General features: G+C 51.0%; 21 protein-coding genes. 17 read left to right on the forward strand and 4 right to left on the reverse strand.

The window, feature by feature from the left end; all coding sequences use genetic code 11:
- Positions 1–3: 3 nt before the first annotated feature.
- Positions 4–957 (forward strand): 50S ribosomal protein L11 methyltransferase, encoded by a 954-nt coding sequence (gene prmA / locus DHL47_RS04105; RefSeq protein WP_209550985.1) that lies wholly within the window; start codon positions 4–6, stop codon positions 955–957.
- Complete coding sequence (locus tag DHL47_RS04110) at positions 958–1,701, forward strand: 16S rRNA (uracil(1498)-N(3))-methyltransferase (RefSeq protein WP_209550986.1); 744 nt, start codon at positions 958–960, stop codon at positions 1,699–1,701.
- Between the two features lie 99 nt (positions 1,702–1,800).
- Here the strand turns inward: DHL47_RS04110 and DHL47_RS04115 are convergent, their stop codons facing one another.
- Positions 1,801–4,203: a bifunctional 2',3'-cyclic-nucleotide 2'-phosphodiesterase/3'-nucleotidase gene (locus DHL47_RS04115; RefSeq protein WP_209550987.1), complete on the reverse strand. Its 2,403-nt coding sequence runs from the start codon at positions 4,201–4,203 to the stop codon at positions 1,801–1,803.
- Between the two features lie 231 nt (positions 4,204–4,434).
- On the opposite strand from DHL47_RS04115, the gene DHL47_RS04120 reads away from it, so the two are divergent.
- The 10 genes from DHL47_RS04120 to dtd all read left to right on the forward strand — a co-directional run bounded on the left by DHL47_RS04120 (position 4,435) and on the right by dtd (position 10,502).
- The gene (locus DHL47_RS04120; protein ID WP_209550988.1) at positions 4,435–4,836 is read left to right on the forward strand and encodes a DUF1310 family protein; all 402 of its coding nucleotides are present in this window, start codon (positions 4,435–4,437) and stop codon (positions 4,834–4,836) included.
- A gap of 69 nt (positions 4,837–4,905) precedes the next feature.
- Entirely contained in the window at positions 4,906–5,298 is a 393-nt protein-coding gene (locus tag DHL47_RS04125) for a DUF1310 family protein (protein ID WP_209550989.1), read from the forward strand.
- Between the two features lie 43 nt (positions 5,299–5,341).
- Complete coding sequence (locus DHL47_RS04130; protein ID WP_209550990.1) at positions 5,342–5,743, forward strand: DUF1310 family protein; 402 nt, start codon at positions 5,342–5,344, stop codon at positions 5,741–5,743.
- A gap of 69 nt (positions 5,744–5,812) precedes the next feature.
- Positions 5,813–6,205 carry a DUF1310 family protein gene (locus DHL47_RS04135; protein ID WP_209550991.1) on the forward strand — a complete coding sequence of 131 codons (393 nt, stop codon included), beginning with the start codon at positions 5,813–5,815 and terminating at the stop codon, positions 6,203–6,205.
- Positions 6,206–6,210: 5 nt separating this feature from the next.
- Positions 6,211–6,621 carry a hypothetical protein gene (locus DHL47_RS13315; RefSeq protein ID WP_245335538.1) on the forward strand — a complete coding sequence of 137 codons (411 nt, stop codon included), beginning with the start codon at positions 6,211–6,213 and terminating at the stop codon, positions 6,619–6,621.
- Between the two features lie 63 nt (positions 6,622–6,684).
- Entirely contained in the window at positions 6,685–6,966 is a 282-nt protein-coding gene (locus DHL47_RS13320) for an alpha/beta hydrolase family protein (protein ID WP_245335539.1), read from the forward strand.
- Positions 6,951–7,247: a hypothetical protein gene (locus DHL47_RS13325; RefSeq protein ID WP_245335540.1), complete on the forward strand. Its 297-nt coding sequence runs from the start codon at positions 6,951–6,953 to the stop codon at positions 7,245–7,247. The genes DHL47_RS13320 and DHL47_RS13325 overlap by 16 nt, the downstream gene beginning before the upstream one ends.
- Positions 7,248–7,276: 29 nt before the next feature.
- Positions 7,277–7,489, forward strand: coding sequence for a hypothetical protein (locus tag DHL47_RS04145; RefSeq protein ID WP_245335541.1), 213 nt, complete (start codon positions 7,277–7,279; stop codon positions 7,487–7,489).
- A gap of 287 nt (positions 7,490–7,776) precedes the next feature.
- Positions 7,777–9,996 carry a RelA/SpoT family protein gene (locus DHL47_RS04150; RefSeq protein ID WP_128836729.1) on the forward strand — a complete coding sequence of 740 codons (2,220 nt, stop codon included), beginning with the start codon at positions 7,777–7,779 and terminating at the stop codon, positions 9,994–9,996.
- A gap of 62 nt (positions 9,997–10,058) precedes the next feature.
- Positions 10,059–10,502, forward strand: coding sequence for a D-aminoacyl-tRNA deacylase (dtd, locus tag DHL47_RS04155; RefSeq protein ID WP_209550992.1), 444 nt, complete (start codon positions 10,059–10,061; stop codon positions 10,500–10,502).
- A gap of 55 nt (positions 10,503–10,557) precedes the next feature.
- Here the strand turns inward: dtd and DHL47_RS04160 are convergent, their stop codons facing one another.
- Positions 10,558–11,355, reverse strand: a complete 798-nt coding sequence (locus tag DHL47_RS04160) for a nucleotidyltransferase domain-containing protein (RefSeq protein ID WP_209550993.1) — start codon at positions 11,353–11,355, stop codon at positions 10,558–10,560.
- Between the two features lie 50 nt (positions 11,356–11,405).
- Here DHL47_RS04160 and DHL47_RS13330 point away from each other — a divergent pair, with 50 nt between their 5' ends.
- Positions 11,406–11,684, forward strand: a complete 279-nt coding sequence (locus tag DHL47_RS13330) for a hypothetical protein (protein ID WP_245335547.1) — start codon at positions 11,406–11,408, stop codon at positions 11,682–11,684.
- On the forward strand, positions 11,611–12,144 hold the full coding sequence (locus DHL47_RS04165; protein ID WP_245335546.1) for a CPBP family intramembrane glutamic endopeptidase: 534 nt from the start codon (positions 11,611–11,613) through the stop codon (positions 12,142–12,144). Before DHL47_RS13330 ends, DHL47_RS04165 begins: the two co-directional genes overlap by 74 nt.
- A 64-nt stretch (positions 12,145–12,208) precedes the next feature.
- Here DHL47_RS04165 and DHL47_RS04170 read toward each other — a convergent pair whose 3' ends face one another.
- Positions 12,209–12,856 (reverse strand): metal-dependent transcriptional regulator, encoded by a 648-nt coding sequence (locus DHL47_RS04170; RefSeq protein ID WP_209550995.1) that lies wholly within the window; start codon positions 12,854–12,856, stop codon positions 12,209–12,211.
- A 518-nt stretch (positions 12,857–13,374) separates the two neighbouring features.
- On the opposite strand from DHL47_RS04170, the gene DHL47_RS04175 reads away from it, so the two are divergent.
- The 3 genes from DHL47_RS04175 (at position 13,375) to DHL47_RS04185 (ending at position 23,549) form a co-directional block, all read left to right on the forward strand.
- Positions 13,375–18,378, forward strand: a complete 5,004-nt coding sequence (locus tag DHL47_RS04175) for an SGO_0316/SGO_0317 family LPXTG-anchored serine peptidase (RefSeq protein WP_209550996.1) — start codon at positions 13,375–13,377, stop codon at positions 18,376–18,378.
- A 544-nt stretch (positions 18,379–18,922) separates the two neighbouring features.
- Entirely contained in the window at positions 18,923–22,120 is a 3,198-nt protein-coding gene (locus DHL47_RS04180; RefSeq protein ID WP_338060083.1) for a GBS Bsp-like repeat-containing protein, read from the forward strand.
- Positions 22,121–22,451: 331 nt separating this feature from the next.
- Entirely contained in the window at positions 22,452–23,549 is a 1,098-nt protein-coding gene (locus tag DHL47_RS04185) for a DUF3114 domain-containing protein (RefSeq protein ID WP_209550997.1), read from the forward strand.
- Between the two features lie 32 nt (positions 23,550–23,581).
- Here DHL47_RS04185 and tpx read toward each other — a convergent pair whose 3' ends face one another.
- Positions 23,582–24,073 carry a thiol peroxidase gene (tpx, locus tag DHL47_RS04190; RefSeq protein WP_209550998.1) on the reverse strand — a complete coding sequence of 164 codons (492 nt, stop codon included), beginning with the start codon at positions 24,071–24,073 and terminating at the stop codon, positions 23,582–23,584.
- Positions 24,074–24,111 lie beyond the last annotated feature (38 nt).

Consider the following 24,111-nt stretch of genomic DNA (forward strand, 5'->3'; position numbering starts at 1 on the left):
GCAATGAACACATGGCAGGAATTAACGATTGAGGTGCATCGAGAGGCGGAGGAAGCGGCTTCTAATATTCTGATTGAGTCGGGCAGTCAGGGCGTGGCCATTGACGACAGCGCTGACTATTTGGGTCCGGTCGGACAGTACGGTGAGGTCTTTCCGGAGGTTGAGCAGGCAGAGACGGTCAAGATTACCGGCTACTATCCAGAGACGGCGGATATGGCGGCAGTGACAGCTGAAGTCCATGCCCGGCTGGAAGAGCTGGCAGACTTTGGTCTGGAGACTGGTCCGGTCGGCCTGACCCAGCAGGTCTTGGCCGAGGAAGACTGGGCGGACAACTGGAAGAAATACTATGAGCCTGCTCGAATCACCCATGATCTGACCATCGTACCCTCTTGGACGGACTATGAGGCGGCACCGGGTGAGAAGATAATCCGGCTGGATCCTGGCATGGCCTTTGGCACGGGGACCCACCCGACGACCAAGATGAGTCTCTTTGCTCTGGAGCAGGTCCTGCGGGGCGGAGAGACCGTGCTGGATGTCGGCACCGGCAGCGGCGTTCTCTCTATTGCCAGCTCTCTCTTGGGCGCCAAGGCCATCTACGCCTATGACTTAGACGAGGTGGCGGTGCGCGTGGCGCAGGAAAATATCGCTCTCAATGCCCATAGGGACAATATTCAGGTGGCGGCAGGTGACCTGCTGCGGGGCGTGGAGCTTGAAGCTGATGTCATTGTGGCTAATATCCTGGCCGATATTCTGCTGCTCCTGACCGAAGATGCCTATCGTCTACTCAAGGATGAGGGCTATCTGATTATGAGCGGCATCATCTCAGACAAGTGGGACTTGGTGCGGGAGTCGGCTGAAAGGGCAGGATTTTTCCTGGAAACCCATCTGATTCAGGGCGAGTGGAATGCCTGTGTCTTTAAGAAAACGCAGGATCTTTCCGGTGTGATAGGAGGCTAAATGCAGCAGTATTTTGTAAAAGGAAAGATTGAATCTCCTCTGGTTGTTGTGGACAAGGACACGGCCAAACACATGTTTTCGGTCATGCGGCTTAAAGAGGGTGACCAAGTCACACTGGTCTTTGATGATGGCGTGAAACGGCTGGCTCGGGTATTGGATCCCAACCAGCAGAGCTTGGAAATCTTGGAGGAGCTGGCAGACAATACAGAGTTGCCGGTTCAAGTGACCATCGCTTCTGGCTTTCCCAAGGGAGACAAGCTGGAATTTGTCGCACAAAAGGCAACGGAGCTAGGAGCCGGTGCTCTCTGGGGCTTTCCAGCGGACTGGTCAGTGGCCAAGTGGGATGGCAAAAAGCTAGCCAAAAAGAGTGAAAAACTGGAGAAAATTGCTCAAGGAGCAGCGGAGCAGAGCAAGCGCAATCTGATTCCAGAAGTTCGGCTTTTTGATAAAAAGGCAGATTTTCTGGTAGCCTTGGCAGCCTTTGACCGCATCATCGTGGCCTATGAAGAGTCGGCCAAAGAGGGCGAATCTGCGGCTCTGATTCAGGCTCTGGCAGGCTTGGAAGCCGGCGCCAAGGTCCTCTTTATCTTCGGTCCCGAAGGTGGCCTGTCACCGGCTGAAATCGAGGCCTTCCAGCAGGCGGGTGCCATCCTGGCCGGCCTGGGTCCCCGTATCCTGCGGACCGAAACCGCGCCGCTCTATGCCCTTAGTGCGGTCAGTGTGCTGCTGGAGTTGGGGAAATGAAGCTCTTTCATGGAATCCATAGGTTTTCCCTTGCCATCTTTGGTTTTCTTTGAATATAAAAAATCAGCGGAAAAAAGACACCGCTGATTTTTCTGTAGCTTAATTTTTTTCTTCTTTTTTCAGGCCTAGCAGACTGGCAAAGCCAACTGTTAAGACTCCTAAGATAGCGAGAGCGGAATGCTTCTCCCCGGTTGCTGGAAGGCTTTCTGCTCCTGCCTGTTTGTGGGACGCTTGCTTGTTTGTGCTAGGATCAACAGCAGTCAGGACTGGGAAGTCGACCCTGCTGTGCTGCAGATTGGCTGCTTCAACTGCGATAGTCGGAGAGCTTGGTTGCTCAATAGGAACCGGTTCAGTTTTCGGTGCGACGTAGACGAATTTGTATTCGCCGAATCCTTCTTGGGCTGAAGCGGCCAGATAGACGATGTCGCTGTCGCTGCCAATCAGGTCCTTGGCCTTGTCAGCCGTCAGGAAGCGGATGTCCAGACCCTGTATGGTATCCGCAAAATGCCAGTTTCCGTCTGCACTTGGATTGATGTTTTGGACGGCCAGAATGTAGTTGATAATAGCCTGGCGATTTTCCAGATTGAGCAGGCGGTTAAGACTGGCTTCCCGCACGCCTGGGAAGTTGCCGTTGGCCCGGTAGTTGTTGGTCACGACGATAAATTCCTGATTGGGGTCAATGTCCCTGCCTTGGTACTTGAGGTTGCGGACCCGGCTGGCATTGGCATTGACCGTCTTGCCCTCGCGGTCGTATTTATTAGGCTGGGTGATGTCAAACTCATAGGTGACCCCGTCAATGACATCAAAATTGTAGGTCCGGTAGTTGGTGTTGATGAGGTCCTGCGGTGCGGTCTTGGTCGGATCAATGGTATTAAACTGACCGGCAGACATTTCCAGCCATTCCTTGAGCTGGGCGCCGTTGACCTTGAGAATGGCCGTGACATTGTCATAGAGATAGAGGTCAGCGACATTCTTGATGGCGATAGGTCCTGCGGGAATGTCTGTATAGGCTGTCGCATCGCCGCGGGTGCCGGCCTTAAAGGGAGCAGCAGCGGACAGGATCGGCAGCTGGCCTTCCGGTGTTCCGGCCAGTTCCTGCTGGGCATACCAGAGCTGGGCATTGTTGACGATTTGGACGGATGGGTCGTCCTTGACCAGAGCGAAGTAGCTGGTAATCGGTGCTGTTGTAGTCCCGACCTGCTGGCGGACATAGCTGACTGTGCCTTCGTGCGCCTCTTTGGCAATGTCGATGACCCGCTGATCAGCTTCGTGGGACTTGGTATCTACCTTGCGGATAGCGCCCTTGCTGTCGGTCACCTGCCAGTTGCCATCCTTATAGGTCAGGCTGAGATCAATGACCCCCAAGTGGTCGCCGTATTTGCCGGCCATGGTGACCGGAGTGCCGTTGATCCTGCCATTAATGCCGTCTACTCCGGCATACTTTTCATAAAAGCCGCTGCCATTGCCGCTTGGGAATTCGGCATGGGAATGCCCTGTCACAACGGCATCAACACCCGGCAGGCTGGCGATTTGATAGCCTTCATTTTCCTCGCCTTTTTCATACTTGTCATCGCCGATACCGGAGTGGGAAAGGACCAGGGTGATGTCTGCGCCGGCCTTGCGCATCTCAGGAATGATGTCCTGAATAGCCTCGACAGAGTCGCGAACAAGGACCTTGCCTTCCAGATTGGCCTTGTCCCAGTTGAGGATTTGCGGCGGCACAATACCGGTGACACCGATTTTGACAGTTGTCAGCCGGCCTTGGGTATCTGTGAAGGTTTTTTCGATGATTTTATAAGGCTGGTAGATGAATTTTCCAGTCGCAGGGTCCACCACATTGGCATTGACAAGAGGCATGCCGGCTGTTTCAATGACCCGGTTCAGGTAGTCCAAACCGTAGTTGAATTCGTGATTTCCCAGAGTTCCAGCCTCAAAGCCCAGTGCCTGCAGGGCCGCATACATAGGGTGCTGCTCGCCCTTTTCCACAGGATCCACGATAGCCTTGTAGGTCCCCAGCGGCGTTCCCTGAATGGTGTCGCCATTGTCCACTAAGAGGACATTGGGATTTTCCTGCTTGGCCTTTTCGATGAGGATAGCTGTTTTGGCCAGACCCAGCGTCTCTACCGGCTTGTCCTGATAGTAGTCGTAGTTGACCAGATTGGTGTGAAGGTCAGTCGTCGCCAGGATACGGACATCCACCTGCTGCCCTTCTACCGGTTTGGTATCCTCGCTTTGGCTGGCAGCACGGGCCTCGGCTGGGAGATTGGCGCTAGTGTCTGCGGTATTTTCTGGGGAAATAGCAGAGCTGCTCTCTGTATTTTCTGCTGTATCGGCAGCGTTTGCCTGAGCAGGGCTGCTGTCTGCCGTGCCGCTGGCGGCTGTTACCGGATCAGCCGGTTTTGCTTGGCTGATTTCTTCTGCCTGCACCGCATTTGCGGCCGCTGCTGTCAGGACTGCCGCACTTAAAAGAAATACCGTTTTTTGAAGAGTGGATTTGGACATAATAACTCCTTTTTAGAAATGTATTTGCACAGATTATTATACTATATCAAAACGCTTTCAGCAATATGAAGTTTTAGGAAAAAGAAGCCGGTTTTGCTTCGAGCGATAATCCCGGCTTGGCGGCTGCCTGAGTCTGGGAAGAAGTGTCTGCCCTATAGGAGTGGGTTTTAGATTTATAAATGGCTGTTTATAGTATATAATTGTAATAAGAAGAGCCGTGGAGGAGTTTGCATGTCTAAGAAAAATAAGATTATAATGAGAACGATCAGCTGTCTTGCGCTGGTTCTGCTTGGCGGCGGAATGTATCTGGCCCACAAAAACCAAGAATTTCAGAATGAAATGACCAGAATTGTCCATAGCGAGGAAGTGAGGAGGCTGATTGAAGAAGATTTAAAAAGAAAGGACCCGAATGCTTTAACGGATAAGGGGAAGATTCGTTCTTATAAGATAGATGATAGCTCCATCAAACATAATCCAATGGGAGGGATTATGTTTCATATTATCATTAATGATAGTATCAGTATGGTTGGGAAAATGGGAATTCAAAAAGATGGCGGAAGTGAGCAACTAAGTTCAGTTGGTATGGATGAATCAGCAGGTTTGCGGGCGTTGTTGGAAAGTGACGACGAGTGATTCAATATCTTAGTTATGGCGAGAATTTCTTGCTTTAATTGAAATGATAATAGAAACAGGGGGTGTCTTATGAAGCAAAAACATAAAATAATACTAGCGTTTGTCAGTTTTCTTGCAGCTGTTTGTCTGGGAGTAGGAATGTATCTGGCGCACAGACAGCAAGAACTTCAGAATGAGATGGCGAAGATTGTCCACAGTGAGGAAGTAAAGAAATTGATTGTGGAAGAATTAAAAGCAATTGATCCGAATGCTTTAACGGAGAAAGGGAAAATCCGTTCTTATAAAATAGATGATGCGAGTATTCGTCATAATCCGATGGGGGGGATTATGTTTCATGTTATAATTAATGACGATTCGGATGCTATATTTAAATTTGGTATAAAGAAATATAGTCAAGATGGTAGAATGAGTTTAGTTGGCGGCACTCTTACGGAAAAACTTCAACAGTTACTAGAGGAGTGATGGCCAAATAGTCATAAGGAGATTTCTTTTTAGAGGTGAATACATGAAGAAAAAACATAAAATTATCTTATCAGTTATCAGCTTGTTTGTGGCTGCTTGCATAGGAGTAGGTCTCTACCTAGCTCACAAAAACCAAGAATTCCAGAATGAAATGTTCAGAATTGTTCACAGTGAGGAAGTGAGGGAGTTGATTGAAGAAGATTTAAAAAGAAAAGATCCTAATGCGTTAACAGACAAAGGGAAGATTCGTTCTTATAAAATTGATGATAGCTCTATTAAGCATAATCCGATGGGGGGGATTATGTTTAATGTTATCATTAATGATAGTATAAGTATGGTTGGGAAGTCTGGTCTTCGAATGGATGGTGAGAATGGGAAAATTCGTATGGTTGGTATGAGTGAATCAGCGGGTTTGCGGGCGTTGTTGGAAAGTGACGACGAGTGATTCAATATCTTAGTTATGGCGAGAATTTCTTGCTTTAATTGAAATGATAATAGAAACAGGGGGTGTCTTATGAAGCAAAAACATAAAATAATACTAGCATTTGTCAGTTTTCTTGCAGCTGTTTGTCTGGGAGTAGGAATGTATCTGGCGCACAAAAATCAAGAATTTCAGAATGAGATGGCGAAGATTGTCCACAGTGAGGAAGTAAAGAAATTGATTGTGGAAGAATTAAAAGCAATTGATCCAAATGCTTTAACGGATAAGGGGAAAATCCGTTCTTATAAAATAGATGACAAGACCATCCGTCATAATCCTATGGGCGGAATCATGTTTCATATTGTGATCAATGAAAACCGAGATATTATAGGTAAGTTTGGCATTCAAAAATATGGGGAAGACGAACCAATTAGTACAGTAGGAATGTCAAAATCAAAGAAATTTCAAGATTTGCTTAAGGAGTGATTTCGATGTTTTACAATGATGAAGAAAAGAATAAGATTGCTTGGCAAGAATATACAGATTATAAACTTGGTGATGATGTTGTAATAGATCCAAGTGTCGGAAATGATATTACCATTGGATATGTTTCTGATATTTTTAGCGGCCCTACTGGAAATGATATGAAAGATGCCTTAAAGGATAAGGAGAGTGTTCAGAGCTTTTTTAAAAGAGCAGAAGAAGAAAAGTTTGGTTTAGATGGTTATGTCATTACAGATAAAAAGGTGGGAGGAAATGTTAAACCTGAGGATGTAACAGAAATTACAGTGTTATTTCAAGGTTCTGAAGTTGATTTTTCTTCTTTTAAGGGGGTGAATGGCTCGATAAACGACTGGGGATTCACGGATACTCAGATGGCAGCGAATATTTTGCGTTCTTGATATCTTGGTATTAATAAAGGAGTGGCTAAACAGCAAAAGTTGGCAGCAGAGGGGCTTAAAGAAATGATGGATAAGTATCCGAATGCTCGAGTTAGTCTCTACGCTCACTCTCTGGGGTCAATGGATGGCCAGGTCGCTTTGGCAAGTCTGGAAGACAGTTACTTACAGCGAATTGACGGAGCCTACCTCTATGAGGGCCCCAATACCTATCCGGTTCTGACTGACAAGCAGAAGCAGCAGGTTGATAAGATTAAGTACAAAATTTTTAATTATGTCAACACGAATGACCTTATTCCCATCGGTATCCTACATCTGGAAGTGAAGGAGTTGTGGGCACGCTTGTAAGGATTAACAGCAAGCAAACTGGGGACTGGATTTCACAGCATATGTGGGGCGGCTATGACTACAAAGCAGGCTATCTGAATGTTCAGGAGGCCGATTTGCAGGGCTATCACCTTGCCCGTGTCAAGCAGGTTCAAGAACAGCTGGAACTAAAGCGTCAGTCCCTGAGCGGGCTCTATCAGAAAGTCAGCGCAGGTGGTTATACTAGAACGGAGAGCATTTACATGGATAGTGAGCAAGCTATGGCTTTTACTGCAAGTTTAAGTGATGTGGCGGCTATCTGAAACTCTTGGCTTTGGAGAGTATAAAGACCTTGGGAAAAGCGGCTTTAGCGGAGGTGCAGCAGGAAAGGGAGGCAGTGAAAACCAATGTTTCTGCGTCTGCAGCAAGCTGGCATCAGTCTGTCAGTCAGATGACAGCGGGCTTGGATCAAATGCTAGCAGGTCAATTTTCTAATCAAGTCAAAGAAAGCGCCCTTCAAAAGAGCGGCAGCATTCAGGAATTGCAGGATATGTGCAAGCTCTAGTGTTTGGAGGCTATAAGGCGGCTGAGGCCTCTGATTGAAAACCGCCAAAAGACAGTTTCCAGCCATCCGCTGTTGCGCCCGGAGTTTTTGCTGTGGTAAACAAGTGCTGAAAAGCTTCAGTTCTGCCGCTGTCTGAGGCCTGCTCCAGACTGATTAGGCAAAGACGGAGCGCCTGCTTTCCTGCCGCTACAGGCGGTTTTTTTGTTTAGTGGATTTTTTCCAATATTTCCTTGTTTTCATATTGCTTTAAAAGTGATAAAATGGTAAGAAGAAATTGGAGAAGTGAGATGCCAAAAGAAGTGAATTTGACGGGCGATCAGGTCTTGGCCCTGACCCGAAAATATTTAGCCGCAGAGGATGTGGCTTTTATACAGAAGGCCCTGGTCTATGCGATTGACTGTCACAGCGGGCAGTTTCGCAAGTCGGGGGAGCCTTATATCGTGCATCCGATTCAGGTGGCGGGGATTTTGGCCAAGCTCAAGCTAGATGCGGTGACAGTGGCCTGCGGCTTCCTGCATGATGTGGTTGAGGACACCAGAGCGACTTTAGATGATTTGGAAAGGGAGTTTGGGCCGGATGTGCGCGTGATTGTGGACGGTGTGACCAAGCTGGGGAAAGTCAAGTACAAGTCCCACGAGGAGCAGCTGGCGGAAAATCACCGCAAGATGCTCATGGCCATGTCCGAGGACATTCGGGTCATCCTGGTCAAGCTGGCTGACCGTCTGCACAATATGCGGACGCTCAAGCACCTGCGCAAGGACAAGCAGGAGCGCATTTCCCGAGAGACAATGGAAATCTATGCTCCGCTGGCTCACCGCTTGGGGATTTCCAGCGTCAAGTGGGAGCTGGAAGACCTGTCCTTCCGCTATCTCAATGAGACGGAATTTTACAAGATTTCCCACATGATGAAGGAAAAAAGGCGGGAGCGGGAAGCCTTGGTGGATGAGGTGGTCCAGAAGATTGAGACCTATGCCGGTGAGCGCCATCTGCATGGCAAAATCTACGGCCGGCCTAAGCACATCTACTCCATCTACCGCAAGATGCAGGATAAGAAAAAGCGCTTTGATGAGATTTATGATTTGATTGCTATCCGCTGTATCTTAGATACCCAGAGTGATGTTTATGCCATGTTGGGCTATATTCATGAGCTTTGGCGGCCGATGCCCGGACGGTTCAAGGATTATATTGCCAATCGCAAGGCCAATGGCTACCAGTCTATCCATACGACCGTTTATGGACCCAAAGGTCCGATTGAATTTCAGATTCGGACCAAGGAGATGCACGAAGTCGCTGAGTATGGGGTCGCAGCCCACTGGGCCTATAAGAAAGGGGTCAAGGGGCAGGTTGACAGCAGAGAGTCCGCCATCGGGATGAACTGGATCAAGGAGCTGATGGAGCTGCAGGACCAGTCCAATGACGCCAAGGACTTTGTGGACTCCGTCAAGGAGAGCTATCTGGCTGAGGAAATCTATGTCTTTACGCCGGATGGTGCAGTCCGCTCGCTGCCCAAGGACTCCGGCCCCATTGACTTTGCCTATGAGATTCATACCAAGGTCGGCGAAAAGGCGACCGGTGCTAAGGTCAACGGCCGCATGGTGCCGCTGACAACCAAGCTGAAAACCGGCGATCAGGTCGAAATCATCACCAATGCCAACTCTTTCGGTCCCAGCCGGGACTGGCTCAATGTGGTCAAGACCAGCAAGGCCAGAAATAAGATCCGTCAGTTCTTTAAAAATCAGGACAAGGAACTCTCTATCTCCAAAGGACGGGAGCTTTTGCAGGCTCAGTTTCAGGAGCATGGCTATGTGGCAAATAAATACATGGACAAGAAGCACATCGAGGAAGTGCTGCAAAAGACCAGCTATAAGACGGAAGATGCCCTTTTTGCCGCCATCGGCTTTGGAGAAATTGGTGCGATTACCATTTTCAATCGGCTGACAGAAAAGGAACGCCGCGAGGAAGAGCGGGCCAAAGCCAGAGCAGAAGCTGAGGAGCTGGTCAAGGGCGGCGAGGTCAAGGTCGAAAACAAAAAAGACACCCTCAAGGTCAAGCATGAGGGCGGCGTAGTGATTCAGGGGGCTTCGGGGCTTTTGATTCGGATTGCCAAATGCTGCAATCCAGTGCCGGGCGATGACATTGTCGGCTATATTACCAAGGGACGCGGAGTCGCTATCCACCGTGTGGACTGCATGAATCTGAGAGCTCAGGATAACTATGAGCAGCGCTTGATTGATGTTGAGTGGGAAGATAACAATACGACCAAGGAATACATGGCCCATATCGATATTTACGGCCTCAACCGCTCCGGCCTTCTCAATGATGTCCTGCAGGTCCTGTCCAATACCACTAAAAACATCTCAACGGTCAATGCCCAGCCGACCAAGGATATGAAATTTGCCAATATCCATGTGTCCTTTGGCATTGCCAATCTGTCCATGCTGACGACGGTGGTGGACAAGATCAAGAGCGTGCCAGAGGTCTATTCGGTCAAGCGGACCAATGGCTAGCCGGCTTTGAGGATAAGCCGCCGCTGCTCAAGAGCAAGAGAAATAAGGGATAAGGAAAAGACATGAAAATCGTGATTCAGCGTGTCAAGCACGCGCAGGTCAGTATCGGCCAAGAGCTGTACAGCTGTATTGGGCCTGGTCTCCTGCTCCTAGTGGGCGTAGGGCCTGATGACAGTCAGGAGGATCTGGACTATGCCGTCCGAAAGATTGTTAATATGCGGATTTTTTCGGATGATGCGGGCAAGATGAACCTGTCTGTCAAGGATATTGGCGGTGAGATCTTGTCTATCTCCCAGTTCACTCTGCATGCAGATACCAAAAAAGGAAACCGGCCAGCCTTTGTCAAGGCCGCACCGCCAGAGATGGCCAGCCGTCTTTACGATGCTTTCAATCTGGCCTTGCAGCAGGAAGTGCCGACCCAAACAGGCCTTTTCGGTGCAGATATGCAGGTGGAGCTGCTCAATGATGGACCGGTCACCATTATCTTGGATACGAAACATCGATAAAAAAGAAGAAGCCCATGGACTGGCTGAGCGAGCTGGTTTATGGGCTTTTGTGCGCTTAAAGATCGTCGTCCTTTTCAACCAGTTCCATGAGATTGGCTAAGATTTTATCCAGACTTGCAAGGGTTTCCTGCTGGCGGTCGGGCTGATAGAGAGTTCGGAAGTAGTTTTGGATAGTGCCTTCAAAATCTTGGGGCAGCCGGGAGCAGTTATCCAGAGCATACTGGAGCATGCGCTTTTCGCCGGGATGGGGTTGGGTATTGAGGGCAAAGAGCAAGTCAAAGTAAGAGGCGAAAAACTCGCTGCTCCTGTGGTTGATGCTGAGGAGGTCCTGACGTTTGAGGGCTTTTTTGATTTGCCTTGAGAATGCTGGCAGGGCTTGATCCAGCAAGAGAAGCTGCTTGGCGATGATATTCTTTTTCAGCTCGGTGGGATAGGGCAGGCTGTACTTGCTCTGGAGAGCAGCGTAGCGGCCATGGCGGTCGTACAAAATCTTGCTGTGGAGCAGATTGTACCACATGCAGGTGGTGTAGGCATTCTGGGCTTGGTGGCTGAGGACGACAGTCTCGAGATCTTGGTCAAAATCATCCAGACGGCGGTAAATGAGCTCCATCTCGATGCCGTTCTTGAGCACGCAATCATCCTCTAACTCCCAGAAATGATTGCCGATTTCCATATATGAGCAATGCTTGCTGAGGATGCTTCGCCGAATCTCTGGAGCAAGGGGAGCGGTCAGGTAAACATAGACATCATAGTCGGAGTCTTGGTCAAAATGCTGGCCGGCCCGAGAACCGCCGAGGACAAGGGCTTCTACTTGGTCCAGCTGGGCCAAGTCTTTAAAGAGTTCCTGAGGCATGCGTTTTCTCCTTTGCATTTTTGCCATCATTGTAGCAAAAAGCAGGAACCTTGGCAAGTCAGCAGGAAAAATGGTGCCTCCGTCTATTCTTTAGAAATATTTTAGAAGGACTTTATAAATATTTGAAGTTTGTCTTGTATAATAAAGTTAAAGAAAGGAAAGGAGTCTCTTACCATGGAAAATCTAGTTCAACAGATGCTGAATGCTTTGATTCAAATCGCTTTGTTTGCTTTGCTTCCTTTTGTTTGGTGGTTGATGACGGCCAGAAGAAAAAGTCCGTTTTTAGACTGGCTAGGTTTAAAGTCGCTAAAAAATACTGGCAAGCATAGGGTGTGGCTGTGGATTCTGCTGGGGTCGTTATTTTTCATGCTCTTTTCGTTTTTGCTATTGCAAACGACTGTGAAAGGCCTTGAGACAGCAACCTCGGGCTTTTCCGGCCTTGGTTTCCGTGCTCTGCCAGGTATTCTGGTCTACAGTCTTTTTCAGACGGCTTTGCCGGAGGAGCTGCTATTCAGAGGCTTTCTTTTAAAGAGATTGGCTAGCTGCTTCCCCTTTGTAGTGGCCAATACCATACAAGCTGCCCTTTTTGGTCTGCTCCATGGCTTTATGTTTATGACAGTGCTCTCTTGGCAGCAGACCCTGCTCATCATTTTGTGTACGGGCGGCATCGCGGCCTATCTGGGCTTTGTCAATGAAAAGAAGGCAGGCGGATCCATTTTAGCCAGCTGGAGCATGCATGCGCTGGCCAATGTGATTGCGGGGATGTTATCGGCTTTCATGCTGCTTTAGTTGAGTAAGCACTATCCAATCGTTTCAAAATAAAAGGCCTGTTTCGTAAGTTGAAAAGGCCTTTTTAAATTTTTTCCACATAAATCTGCTGGGCAATCATGGGATTGAGTTGGATTTCTTGACTTCCGTTCTTGAGGAGGTAGCTCTGGGCGAAGGTATCGTATTGGAGCAAGGTGATGGTTTGGCCGATTTGCAGCTTATGCTTCTCCAAGTATTTGAGCAGGTCAAACTCATCATGTACGCGCCGAATGATATAGTCGCCGGGAGTTGAAGCGGCTTCCAGCGTCAGCTGGTATTCTTCTGTCAGCAGCTCCCCTTTGGCTGGAATAGTGCCGCCGTGAGGGCAGGTCTTGGGGGATTGCAGCATGGCGTCCAGGCGCTCGACAAAGCGCTCAGAGACAGTATGCTCCAGAACTTCGGCTTCCTCGTGGATTTCGTCGGTCGAATAGCCGAGATGATGGACCAGAAAGACCTCGATCAGCCGGTGCTTACGATAGAGGTCAGAAACCAGCTTCAGTCCGAGATCTGTCAGCAGGTAGCCGGCCTCTTTGTCCTTGACCAGCAGTTCTTCCGCCAGCATTTTCTTGATCATTTCGGTCACAGCCGGCGGTGAAACCTGCATGAGCTGGGCGATTTCCTTGTTGGTAATTTTTTTTCGGCGGCTGCCAATCTCATAGATGCACTTGAGATAGTCTTCTTTATTTGGAGTCATCTTGCTTCCTCATTCTTTTTCTATCACTAGTATAACAAAAATTGCGGCAAGAATACAGTGGGCAAGGCTTGTCCTGCTATGCAGATTGATAGGTCTGCTTTTCGAAAAGCAAAAACTGACAGGGCCGGCCGATAAAGCCGAAAAGCGCTTTTTCTATTTATTGTCTTAAACCAGTGTTTGAAGGGGAATTGGCTTGCTTCAGTCACGGCCTCATCGCAGTGCTTTGCTTGCTTCCTCTTGGAAGTTCCTGCCGCTTCAAAAGTTCCGCTGGAGCTTGTCGGCGCTTTCTTGCTTTCTTTTTCTGCAATCTCAAGATTTCCGGGCCTGGTGTGGCTTCTCATCCTTGGATTTTCCAAGAGCAGGCTGCCGATGGAAGCGGCATATTTATTGATAAAAGGACTTTTTTTGAATATTATTTTATTTTAGTATAAATGATTGACAAATAAATTTACTGGCATTAAAATGTTAGTGTATTGATATAAGCAAACGCTTACAAAAACATTCCGAGGAGGTTTTTTATGGAATTTCAAAAGCAGCAGCGCTTCTCCGTTCGCAAGTATGCTGTTGGGGTGGCATCTGTCTTGGTCGGTGTCCTGTTTTCTGCTCAGGTTGCTTTAGCTGATACTGAAAGTCAGCTTCAGCCGCCTCTTCCTCAGCTGGAACAGCCAGCGATGCAGCTGGAAAGCTCGGCGGCCCCTCAGCAGCCTTCGGATTCTGTGCCGGCTGCTTCCGCGCAGCCCAGCAGCAGTCAGACGGAAGGCGGCAGCCTTTCTGATCCGGCAGCGGATGCTGCGAGTCCTTTGGCCAAGCAGGAAACAGCCGGAGTCGAGCAGCCGCTGTTGCAGGAAACAGCAGCAGGCACGGCTGGATCAGAGCAAGCAGCGGCGACCGCGGCGCCAACGGCCGGTCCGAGTCTGGATAAGCTGCCCCAGCAAAGTCAGCCCCTGTATCAGGATACAGATGCTGTCAGAGTCTTGGTCAAGCTGAAGGAGGAAAAAGACCTTCCGGCTGATTGGCTGGAGACGGAAAGCGGCCGCCAGCTTCGGATTGCCAGCAGGGCACCGATTCGCAGAGAAGTCTTGGCTGAGCTTGAGGCGCAGGGGATTCGCTATCAGAAGCTTTATGAATTTGACCTTCTTTTTAATGGCTTTGCTCTGGAGACCACTTATGGCGATGCCAAAAAAATCAGAGGCTTGGCCCGGGTGGATAAGATTGACCTCAGCCTCTTTCATGAAAGCGAGCGGTCAGCAGCTCCGGCCGCAGCAGCTTCCCCTCAGTCTGGCAGTCCTGTAAAAGTCAGCGAAGAGAACAGCCTGATCAATCTGCAGCCGCTGTGGGACAGAGGGATTAAAGGTCAGGGACAGGTCGTGGCAGTGATTGATACCGGGATAGATCCCAGCCATGATATTTTCCGCCTGACAGATATTTCCAAGGCCAAATACAAGAGTGAGGCTGAGCTGGAGGCGGTGAAGCAAAAGGCCGGCATCCGCTATGGGAAATGGTACAGTGACAAAATCGTCTATGTGCATAACTACAGCGACTTAGATGAGCAGGTAAAAGAAGAAGACCCCATCTCCCACGGAGCCCATGTCGCCGGTACTGCGGTCGGAAATGCCAGCCAGCCATCGCCGAATGGGGAAATTATCCGAGGAGTCGCACCAGAAGCGCAGCTCATGTTTTTGCGGGCCTTTTCTGACACCAAGGGCGGCGGAAAAGTGCAGACCTTTGTCTACACGAAGGCTTTGGAAGACGCAGTCAAGCTGGGTGCGGATACGGTCAATATGAGTCTGGGGACAGCTTCGGGTGCTATGAGTGATATGGGGGACATTACCCTGCAGGCCTTTGAACTAGCCAGAAAGGCCGGTGTGACCGTTACGGTGGCAGCGACCAATATGGCCACCAATGGCTTCTGGTACAGCAAGCCGCTGGCCAGCACACCGGACTATGGGATGGCCGGCTCCCCCTCTATCAATCCCCATGCTCTGTCTATTGCCTCTATCAACAGCCTGACCAAACATGAGTCAACAGCTGCTTCGATTACAGTGCCTGAGCTGGCCGGACAGACAGCCTTTGATAATGGTAAGATTGAGATGGTTTCCTATGTCGAAAGGGATTCCTTCCGCACGACAATCCCTCAGTCTTATGTCTATGTTGAGCGGGGCGGGGCAGCCAATTACCAGGACAGCAAGGTTGATGGACAGGTGGTTCTGACTGAGCGGGGCGGTTCCGTCTCCGATGTTGACAAAATCAAGTATTTGAAAGCAGCCGGAGCTGCTGGTCTTGTCTTTTATCAGATGGAAGAGCAGGGAGACAGACCGGTCAAGTTTGACATTGGCGGTCTGGGCGAACGTTTCCCGGTAGGTGTGATTGGTCACAAATTCGGCCGGGAACTGGCGCGTCATGCCGGCAGCTACAGTCTGCATTTTGATATTCATTTCAAGCGCATTCCTTATGAGCAGGCGCGGGAAATGTCCGACTTTTCTTCTTGGGGGCTGTCAGCTGACGGCGACCTGAAGCCGGATGTGACCCTGCCCGGCGGTATGATCTACTCTTCGGTCAATAATAACGAATATTACATGGATCGCGGCACCAGCATGGCAGCACCGCATGCAGCTGGAGCGGTCGCTCTGGTCAAGCAAGTCCTGCAGGAGCGCTTTCCAGCTGCCTCATCTGAGCAGCTCCATACCTTGATGAGACAGCTGGTGATGAGTACCGCTGTACCGCATGTCAACTCAGAAAGCGGCACCTATTCTTCGGTCCGCCAGCAGGGAGCCGGGATTATGGATGTGACAGCAGCTGCCTACGGAGATCTCTATCTGACAGCTGATGGTGACAGGAGCAGCCTGACCTTGGGAAATGTGGAAGACAGCTTCCGCTTTGATGTGACCGTTCATAATCTGTCCGGCCAGGACCGGCAGCTGGCCTATCGGACTGTTGTCGGGACAGATGAGGTGGCGGACGGCAAGATGACGCTGAGAACGCGGGAATTGGCCCGGATAGAAGGAAGGGAGACAGTCACCGTACCGGCTTACGGCAGTAAGACGGTTACGATTGCGGTTGACAGCAGTGCCTATAGAGAAGAGCTGAGCCGGCTTATGAAAAACGGCTACTTCCTTGAAGGTTTCGTCTTCTTCCGAGATGCTGCCAGTCAAAAAGAGCTTGTCAGTCTTCCTTATATCGGCTTTAAAGGAGCATTCCAAAATCTGCAAGGTATTGAAAAGTCAATCTATGATTACGCAGAATCCGAGAAACCTTTCTACTATTACAAGGATAAAACGGATTATGCCGATGATGCTGTACCGGCAAATCCTGAGAGAAACCCTGACAATCACTTTACTTCTCTCATCAGCTATGTTTATGAAAACGGTGCTTATGAGACCAAGACTTTGGGCCAGGATGGCGAGCGTTTTGACGGCAGTCAGCTCTACTTTTCGCCAAATGGGGATCTGCGTTTTGACACCGTCAGATTCAAGGCGGTCATGCTGCGCAATGTCGAAAATGTCCATCTGGCTGTTTTCAAAAAAGAGGATCAGGAGCGCTTGCATCCCGTCTATGAGAGCGGCAATGAAAGTCACAGGAAGACAGACTGGAGCTACCGCAGAGGCAGTCGCAGTGAAATCTTCTATGACCTCGACTGGAATGGGACTGACAAGGACGGCAGTCGGCTGCCTGACGGGGAGTATCAGTTTGTCGTCTCCTACCGTCCTGCGGCATCCGGAGCCTTGGAGCAGGAGCTGAATTTTTCGGTGAAGATTGACACGACAGCTCCGCAGATGGCAGCCGGCACTGCCCACTATGACAAGGCCAGCCGCATTTTCCGTCCGGGCAGCATTGTAGAAAGCGGCAGCGGTCTGGCCGGCACCTACCTGAGCTATCAAAAAGACGGCCAGGAGGTCAGCCTTGAAGCGAATGCGGATGGCTCCTACACTTTGCCGGCAGATGCAGACCCAAGCACCGTCCGCTTCTATGTCTGGGACAAGGTTGACAATACCAGTGAAGTCGACATGGACGGCAGAGCAGTCTCTGCGGCTGCAGCTGCAGATGGTGCTGCCGGAAGCGGAGCTTCTGCTGCCCCTGCTACCGCAGCGGCTGGAGCCGGCAAGGCAGCTGAAAACGCAGCAGCCGGCACACCTGCTGCGCAGAATCCTGCAGCCAGTCCGGGCAAGGGCTCGATTGATCTTGTTTTTGCAGACAGCGCCGGCAATGCCATTAATTACTATTCCTCCATTGTTCGCTATCAGGTTCTGGATGCGGCCGGTCAGCCTGTCGCAGGTGAGTTTGACGGGACACAAAACGGCGGCAGCTATCCCGAGCTTCCATATGGGAAGTACACGGTTCAAATTGCCTATTCAGATGAACACTATGACTGGGGCAGCGATACGGTCAAGGAAGTGACTGTTGATGAGGAACATCCGCGGCCAACTGTTACCTTTCATTTTACTTATCTGGATGCCAATCGTTTTAGTCTGGTATTTGACCGGCCATTGCCAAAGGGGACGGCTGTCAAAGTAAGGAACAGCAAAGGCCGTGAATTTGACCTGATTCAGAGCAAGTACGACAGAATGGCCTTTGAGAGAGTTCTTTACAATGGCGGCTATACAGTCCATATCAGCCTGCCGGAGGACTATGAAGTGGCTGAGAATGATTTTCTTTACAATGTCGAAAACAGGATTAACCGCCGTCTGGTCAGTCTCATCGTTCCAAGCTATGTCAGTCAGCTGCCGACTTCTGAGGATTCTGTGCTGAAAGGGATGATTGACTTTGGCACCGGTAAAATCTCCGATAAGGCTGTGTTTACAGTCGCAGCGGTAAGTGATGATGTACCTGAAACAATCCAAAAAGAAGCAGAGGAGCACAGTCAGCTGCCGGCCTTCTATCAGCTCCGTCTGCAAAAGAAGGGACAGGATATCGAGACCGCCGGGAAAAAGACCATTCGTCTGACCGGCATCAAGGGGCATCTTGCAAAGGTCTATCTGCAGACAGGGACTGGCTTGGAAGCAGTCACTGCCAAGACAGAAGACGGCAGCTTGATTCTGGAAATGGACAAGCTGGGCAGCATCATTGTTCTGACAGACAGGCAGGTCAGTGAGCTGGATAAAAGCCAGCTGCAAGCAGCAGTTCATTCTGGCTATCAGCTGCTCTTACAGCCAGTCTATCAGTACGACAGCAAGGACAGACAGGATGCCTTTCAAGCCGCGCTTCTGGCTGCAGAAGCTGCGTTGGCAGATCCGGCGCTGACTTACAGGGCCTATGCGGAAGCCTTAGCGGATCTTGAAAAGGCAGCTCAGGCACTGTCAGGCCAAGCGCCTGCAGCGCCCCAGCCAGCACTGGCGTCAGCTGCCCGGGCTGGCAGTCAAAGCGCAGATCCGGCCTTCCTGAGTGCCGCTCCGGCTGCTCCAGCATTTCCGTATCTGCCGGCTACAGGAGAGAAAGCCAGCCGCCTCGCCTTTTTAGGGGGTGTTCTGACCTTCCTTGGTCTGGGGCTCCTGACTTTGAAGGGCTCAGGCAAAGAAAAGCGCTGACAAATGACTCCGTCTGGCTTTGCACTGATAAGCCATGCTTGATGCGGCCGCTGATGGCTGGACAGTGACGGCAGATGAAGCCAATGACAGGGTGGGAATTGCGCGCGTGCTTCTGCCATAGAAGACCTAGCAGAACAGGCTGCTCTGATTTGCTTAAGCAGCTGCAGGGCAGCAGGCGGACTTTCCTTTCTGAAATTGGCTTGTTTTTTCCAGCGGTCCCCTTGTAATCGGTTTATGAATAGTATATAATCAAACCGTAGTATCTAATACTCACACTATGAGAATGCACAGGAGGCAGCGAGCCGCTCGGAAGCTCCGGCAGAGGTTTGAAGGCAGTGGCTGAAGCTTCCGCTAGGAAGTGTCAGCAGGAGTCTGTCCCGCCGCCTTCTCTACAACCTAGGGGAGTTTCCCCATCTGTTGGAGCCTGTCTAAGCTAATGACATGTGGATTTGAATAAAAAGAGTATAAAGAGTTCAAAAGTGCGCCTGTCAGACCAGCAGTGTGTTTACAGGGCAGATTTGCTTTTGAAGAAAAGGAGTTCATTGTGAAAAAAAGACAGATGAGAGAGTCGCAGACAGAGAAAGTTACTCGTTTTGGGATTCGGAAATACAGTTTTGGCGCAGCCTCCGTTGCTATTGCGGCGGGTCTGCTCTTTCTTGGAAACGGCGCGGTTCAGGCAGATCAGCTGACAGCCGCTGACTCTGCTGCCGATCCGGCCAGTCAGCTGGTTTTGGAGCAAGAAGTTCCTGAGTCAGGGGCCGCCGCCCTGCCGTCCTCCAATCAGGCTGCTGAAACCAGCACAGCTGCCGATGCAGGCCAGCCAGCACTGGCGGAAAAGGGGCCGGCTGAGCTGGGAAATCAGCCAGCTGAACAGCCATCTGCTGCGGAAAGGGCAGAGACGGCCCAGACTGTCAGTGCAGATGCGAGCCCCGCTGTCAGTCAGCCTGCGGCTCCGGCCGTACCAAGGGTACAGGCTGCGGCGGATTCACAGCCTGAGCCCGCTCGGGCCCCAGAAACTGAGCAGCCATCTGCTGAAGCAGCAAAGAAGCCGCAAGGCAAGCTTAGCATCGAAAATAACAACCCGCAGACAGGTGAGTTTGATATTGTAGTGTCTGAGATTGTGGCGCCGGACGGACTCCAGACGGTCTATCTGCCGACCTGGTCCAGCAAGGACGACCAAGACGATGTCCAGTGGTACAGAGCGGAAAAGCGGGCGGACGGGACCTACTTCCAGCATGTCAGCCACCGCAATCACAAGAACTCACTGGGCGAATACCAGGTGCATCTCTACTATGTCAATGACGCGGGTCAGCTGCAGGGCATCAGCTCCGCCAAGACTCAGGTCAGCAAGGCCCAGCCGCAGGGCAAGATCAGCATCGAAAACAACAACCCGCAGACGGGTGAGTTTGATATTGTAGTGTCTGAGATTGTGGCGCCGGACGGACTCCGCACGGTCTATCTGCCGACCTGGTCCAGCAAGGATGACCAAGACGATGTCCAGTGGTACAGAGCGGAGAAGCGGGCAGACGGGACCTACTTCCAGCATGTCAGCCACCGCAATCATAAGAACTCACTGGGCGAATACCAAGTGCATCTCTACTATGTCAATGACGCGGGCCAGCTGCAGGGCATCAGCTCCGCCAAGACTCAGGTCAGCAAGGCCCAGCCGCAGGGCAAGATCAGCATTGAAAATAACAACCCGCAGACGGGTGAGTTTGATATTGTAGTGTCTGAGATTGTGGCACCGGACGGACTCCAAACGGTCTATCTGCCGACCTGGTCCAGCAAGGATGACCAAGACGATGTCCAGTGGTACAGAGCGGAGAAGCGGGCAGACGGGACCTATTTCCAGCACGTCAGCCACCGCAATCATAAGAACTCACTGGGCGAATACCAAGTGCATCTCTACTATGTCAATGACGCGGGCCAGCTGCAGGGCATCAGCTCCGCCAAGACTCAGGTCAGCAAGGCCCAGCCGCAGGGCAAAATCAGCATTGAAAATAACAACCCGCAGACGGGTGAGTTTGATATTGTAGTGTCTGAGATTGTGGCACCGGACGGACTCCAGACGGTCTATCTGCCGACCTGGTCCAGCAAGGACGACCAAGACGATGTCCAGTGGTACAGAGCAGAAAAGCGGGCGGACGGGACCTACTTCCAGCATGTCAGCCACCGCAATCATAAGAACTCACTGGGCGAATACCAGGTGCATCTCTACTATGTCAATGATGCCGGTCAGCTGCAGGGCATCAGCTCCGCCAAGACTCAGGTCAGCAAGGCCCAGCCGCAGGGCAAGATCAGCATTGAAAACAACAACCCGCAGACGGGTGAGTTTGATATTGTAGTGTCTGAGATTGTGGCACCGGACGGACTCCAGACGGTCTATCTGCCGACCTGGTCCAGCAAGGACGACCAAGACGATGTCCAGTGGTACAGAGCAGAAAAGCGGGCGGACGGGACCTACTTCCAGCATGTCAGCCACCGCAATCATAAGAACTCACTGGGCGAATACCAGGTGCATCTCTACTATGTCAATGATGCCGGTCAGCTGCAGGGCATCAGCTCCGCCAAGACTCAGGTCAGCAAGGCCCAGCCGCAGGGCAAGATCAGCATTGAAAACAACAACCCGCAGACGGGTGAGTTTGATATTGTAGTGTCTGAGATTGTGGCACCGGACGGACTCCAGACGGTCTATCTGCCGACCTGGTCCAGCAAGGACGACCAAGACGATGTCCAGTGGTACAGAGCGGAAAAGCGGGCGGACGGGACCTATTTCCAGCACGTCAGCGCCTACGACCATCGGTTTTCAACCGGTGAATATCAGATCCATCTTTATTATCTGAATGCTGACGGCCAGCTGCAGGGGGTTAGCTCAGGAAAGACAGTGGTCACCGTTGCTGCAGAGAATGTTCGGGCAACTGGAAAAATCACTATTCAGAATAACAATGCCCGGACAGGAAGCTTTGATGTAGTCGTGACAAATGTCTCCAATCCCAAGGGCATTCAGGCGGTTTACCTGCCAACTTGGTCAGCCGATAAAGGCCAGGATGATATCCGGTGGTATCAAGCCAGCAAACAGAAGGATGGCAGCTACAAGATTACCGTTAAAGCCAGCGACCACAAGCTGTCGACCGGTGAGTACCTGATCCATCTCTACTATCAGCAGGATGACGGCCGGATGGTTGTCGTGGCTGGGACCAGCACACAGGTTGCTAAGGCAGGCTACAATACACCCTATTACTCTCAGCGAGACGGCCGTTGGGGCGGCCGGATGTACGGCGGTTACAACTTAGATGCGACCGGCTGTGTTCCGACGACCTTGGCCATGGTCATCTCTGGCATCAGCGGTCAGGAAGTTCTGCCGACTGCTGTAGCGGATTATTTGTACAACCATACCAATGAATTTAACAAAGGCGGTTACGGCACCAGCAGCCGGGGGATTGTGCGGGCGGCTCAACATTGGGGGCTGAAGACAGAAACCCTGCTGACGGCAGCTGCCGTTAAGGATGTCCTGGCTCAGGGCCACCATGTATTAGGAGCTGTCGGGACCAGTGTCTTTGCCAATTATCCAGTGACTCATGAATTGGTTCTCAAAGGCTATGATAACGGCAAGACCTATGTCAGAGACCCTTATAATGCCGCCAATAACGGCTGGTATGCAGTAGACTATCTCTTTATGGTCAAAAGTCTGGATCCGACCGATAATACCGAGGGCTCGCCTTTTATCGCTGTTAAAGAATAACAGACTGAGCGCTGAAAACCACTTGTCCCTTAGACTGCCTTTCATGAGATGGAGCTAGAGCGGGCAGGTGGTTTTCTTGCTATAGTCTTTTAGTTTGCTTTTAGTACTAGGCAACGAGTCGCAGGCTGTACTGGAGTACGGCAAGGCGAGTTAACGACGTAATAAAAGATAAACTAAATGACGATAATAGGCTGCGAATCAAGGGGGACACTTCCTTTTGGGTGTTTCAAACCCCGCCTTCAGCAGTTTCCCAGATTGTTGAAGCTGTCTGCGCCGGCTTGCGATAGTATTGCTATTGAAACGATGATTGAAAAAGAAAGGAGAGCTTGCCATGAGCGAATCAGCGGTCTCTTTGGCAGAACGAAGCCGCCAACTGCGGGAGGCGGGCTGGTCTGGACAGGCTGTAAGGGCGGTTTTCGAGGCAGCAGCTAAAGAAAGCAGCCATCAGGAAAGGCCGGCCGCTTTTGAGGCTGCCCAGCTCTTTGGCAGTCCGCTTTTTAAAAGCATGTGGCAGCTTGACTCCAAAAGAATCTCCCCTCAGCGGGCCCAGCAGCTGCTGGAGCTGGCCATGGCCTGTGTGAATATGCCCAAGGAACTGACGGGGACCAAGTCCGAAGCGCAGAACTTGCTGTCTAGGATAGATTCAGATTTGGCCCCGCACGACCCTTTCTGGCGGCTCTTTGCCCGCACCCTTCAGCAAGCCTTCCCCTATGACGATTTTAGACAGCAAGATGGCAATCAGCGGCTCAAGCGGCAGCTGCATCAGTTTCGCTATGTCATTTCCTGCCAGCAGGCCCAATGGGTCCGGCAGCATTTCCGCCAGCCGGGCATGACGGATGCAGAAGCCTTGGCAGCTTATCTGCAGGCGCTTCCCAAGCGGATTTACAGTTTTCGAGAATCTTCACGGCTGCACAATAAAGCTTATATTGATCAGAGCGGCCCCCAGCCCCAGGTGGTCTATCCTGATGGACAGAGCCGTCAAGCCAATTTTAAGATTCTGATTAATTTCCACACAGAATTTATCTTGGACAGAGAGGGAGCTTTTCTCAATATTCTAGATCCTGAAAGGACCAGTCAAAACGGCCTGGTCAATGGCGCCAGCTTTAACTATGGCAATCGCAATCGGCCGGGCAATCGGGCCTCCCACAGCCGCTGCGATGTCAAGCCGCCTGCTGTCTGGGACCCGGCCTTCCGCAGAGAGGCCATCCGGAACGGCGGCCGCCCATTCAAGTCACCCCAGAATAACCGCGGTCCTCTGGGCTACCGCTCGGCAAAGAGTGCTCATGCTCAAGACGGCCGCAGTGCCAAGCAAACCGTGGATCAGGAAATCCGCCGCTTCAAGCGCCTTCTGGGCCGGCCTCTGGTCCTCTTGCGGATCTGGGGCAGGGTCAGACGGCTTGGTCAGAAATTAGCCCATGTTTTCAAATAAAAAATGCAGACGGAATCTGCATTTTTTTGTGATTATAAACTCTTAACCGCTGCGATGGCCGCTTCAAAGTCGGGCTCGGTGTTGATATTGTCCACATATTCGACATAGGTCACTCTATCATTCTCATCTAGGACAATCACAGCCCGGGCCAGCAGGTGCCATTCATTGATGAGGACAGCGTAGTCGCGGCCGAAGGAGTGGTCAAAGTAGTCCGACAGCATCACGGCGTTTTCAATGCCTTCTGCAGCGCACCACTTGCTTTGAGCAAAGGGCAGATCCACTGACACAGTGATGACTACGGTATTGTCAAGCTCAGCCAGCTCCTGATTGAAGCGGCGGGTCTGGGTGGAGCAGACACCGGTGTCAATGGAAGGAATGATGCTCAGCACCTTCTTTTTGCCGGCAAAGTCAGCCAGGGTTTTCTTGCTCAGGTCAGTTGCTGTCAGGCTGAAATCGCGGGCTTTGTCGCCGACCTGGAGCTGCTTGCCGGTAAAGGTTACAGGATTTCCGAGAAATGTTGTCATAAGATGTCTCCAATCGTTTTGATACCCTCATTGTACTG

It is taken from the genome of Streptococcus panodentis (assembly GCF_017884005.1).
GTDB classification, from domain to species: Bacteria; Bacillota; Bacilli; order Lactobacillales; family Streptococcaceae; genus Streptococcus; species Streptococcus panodentis.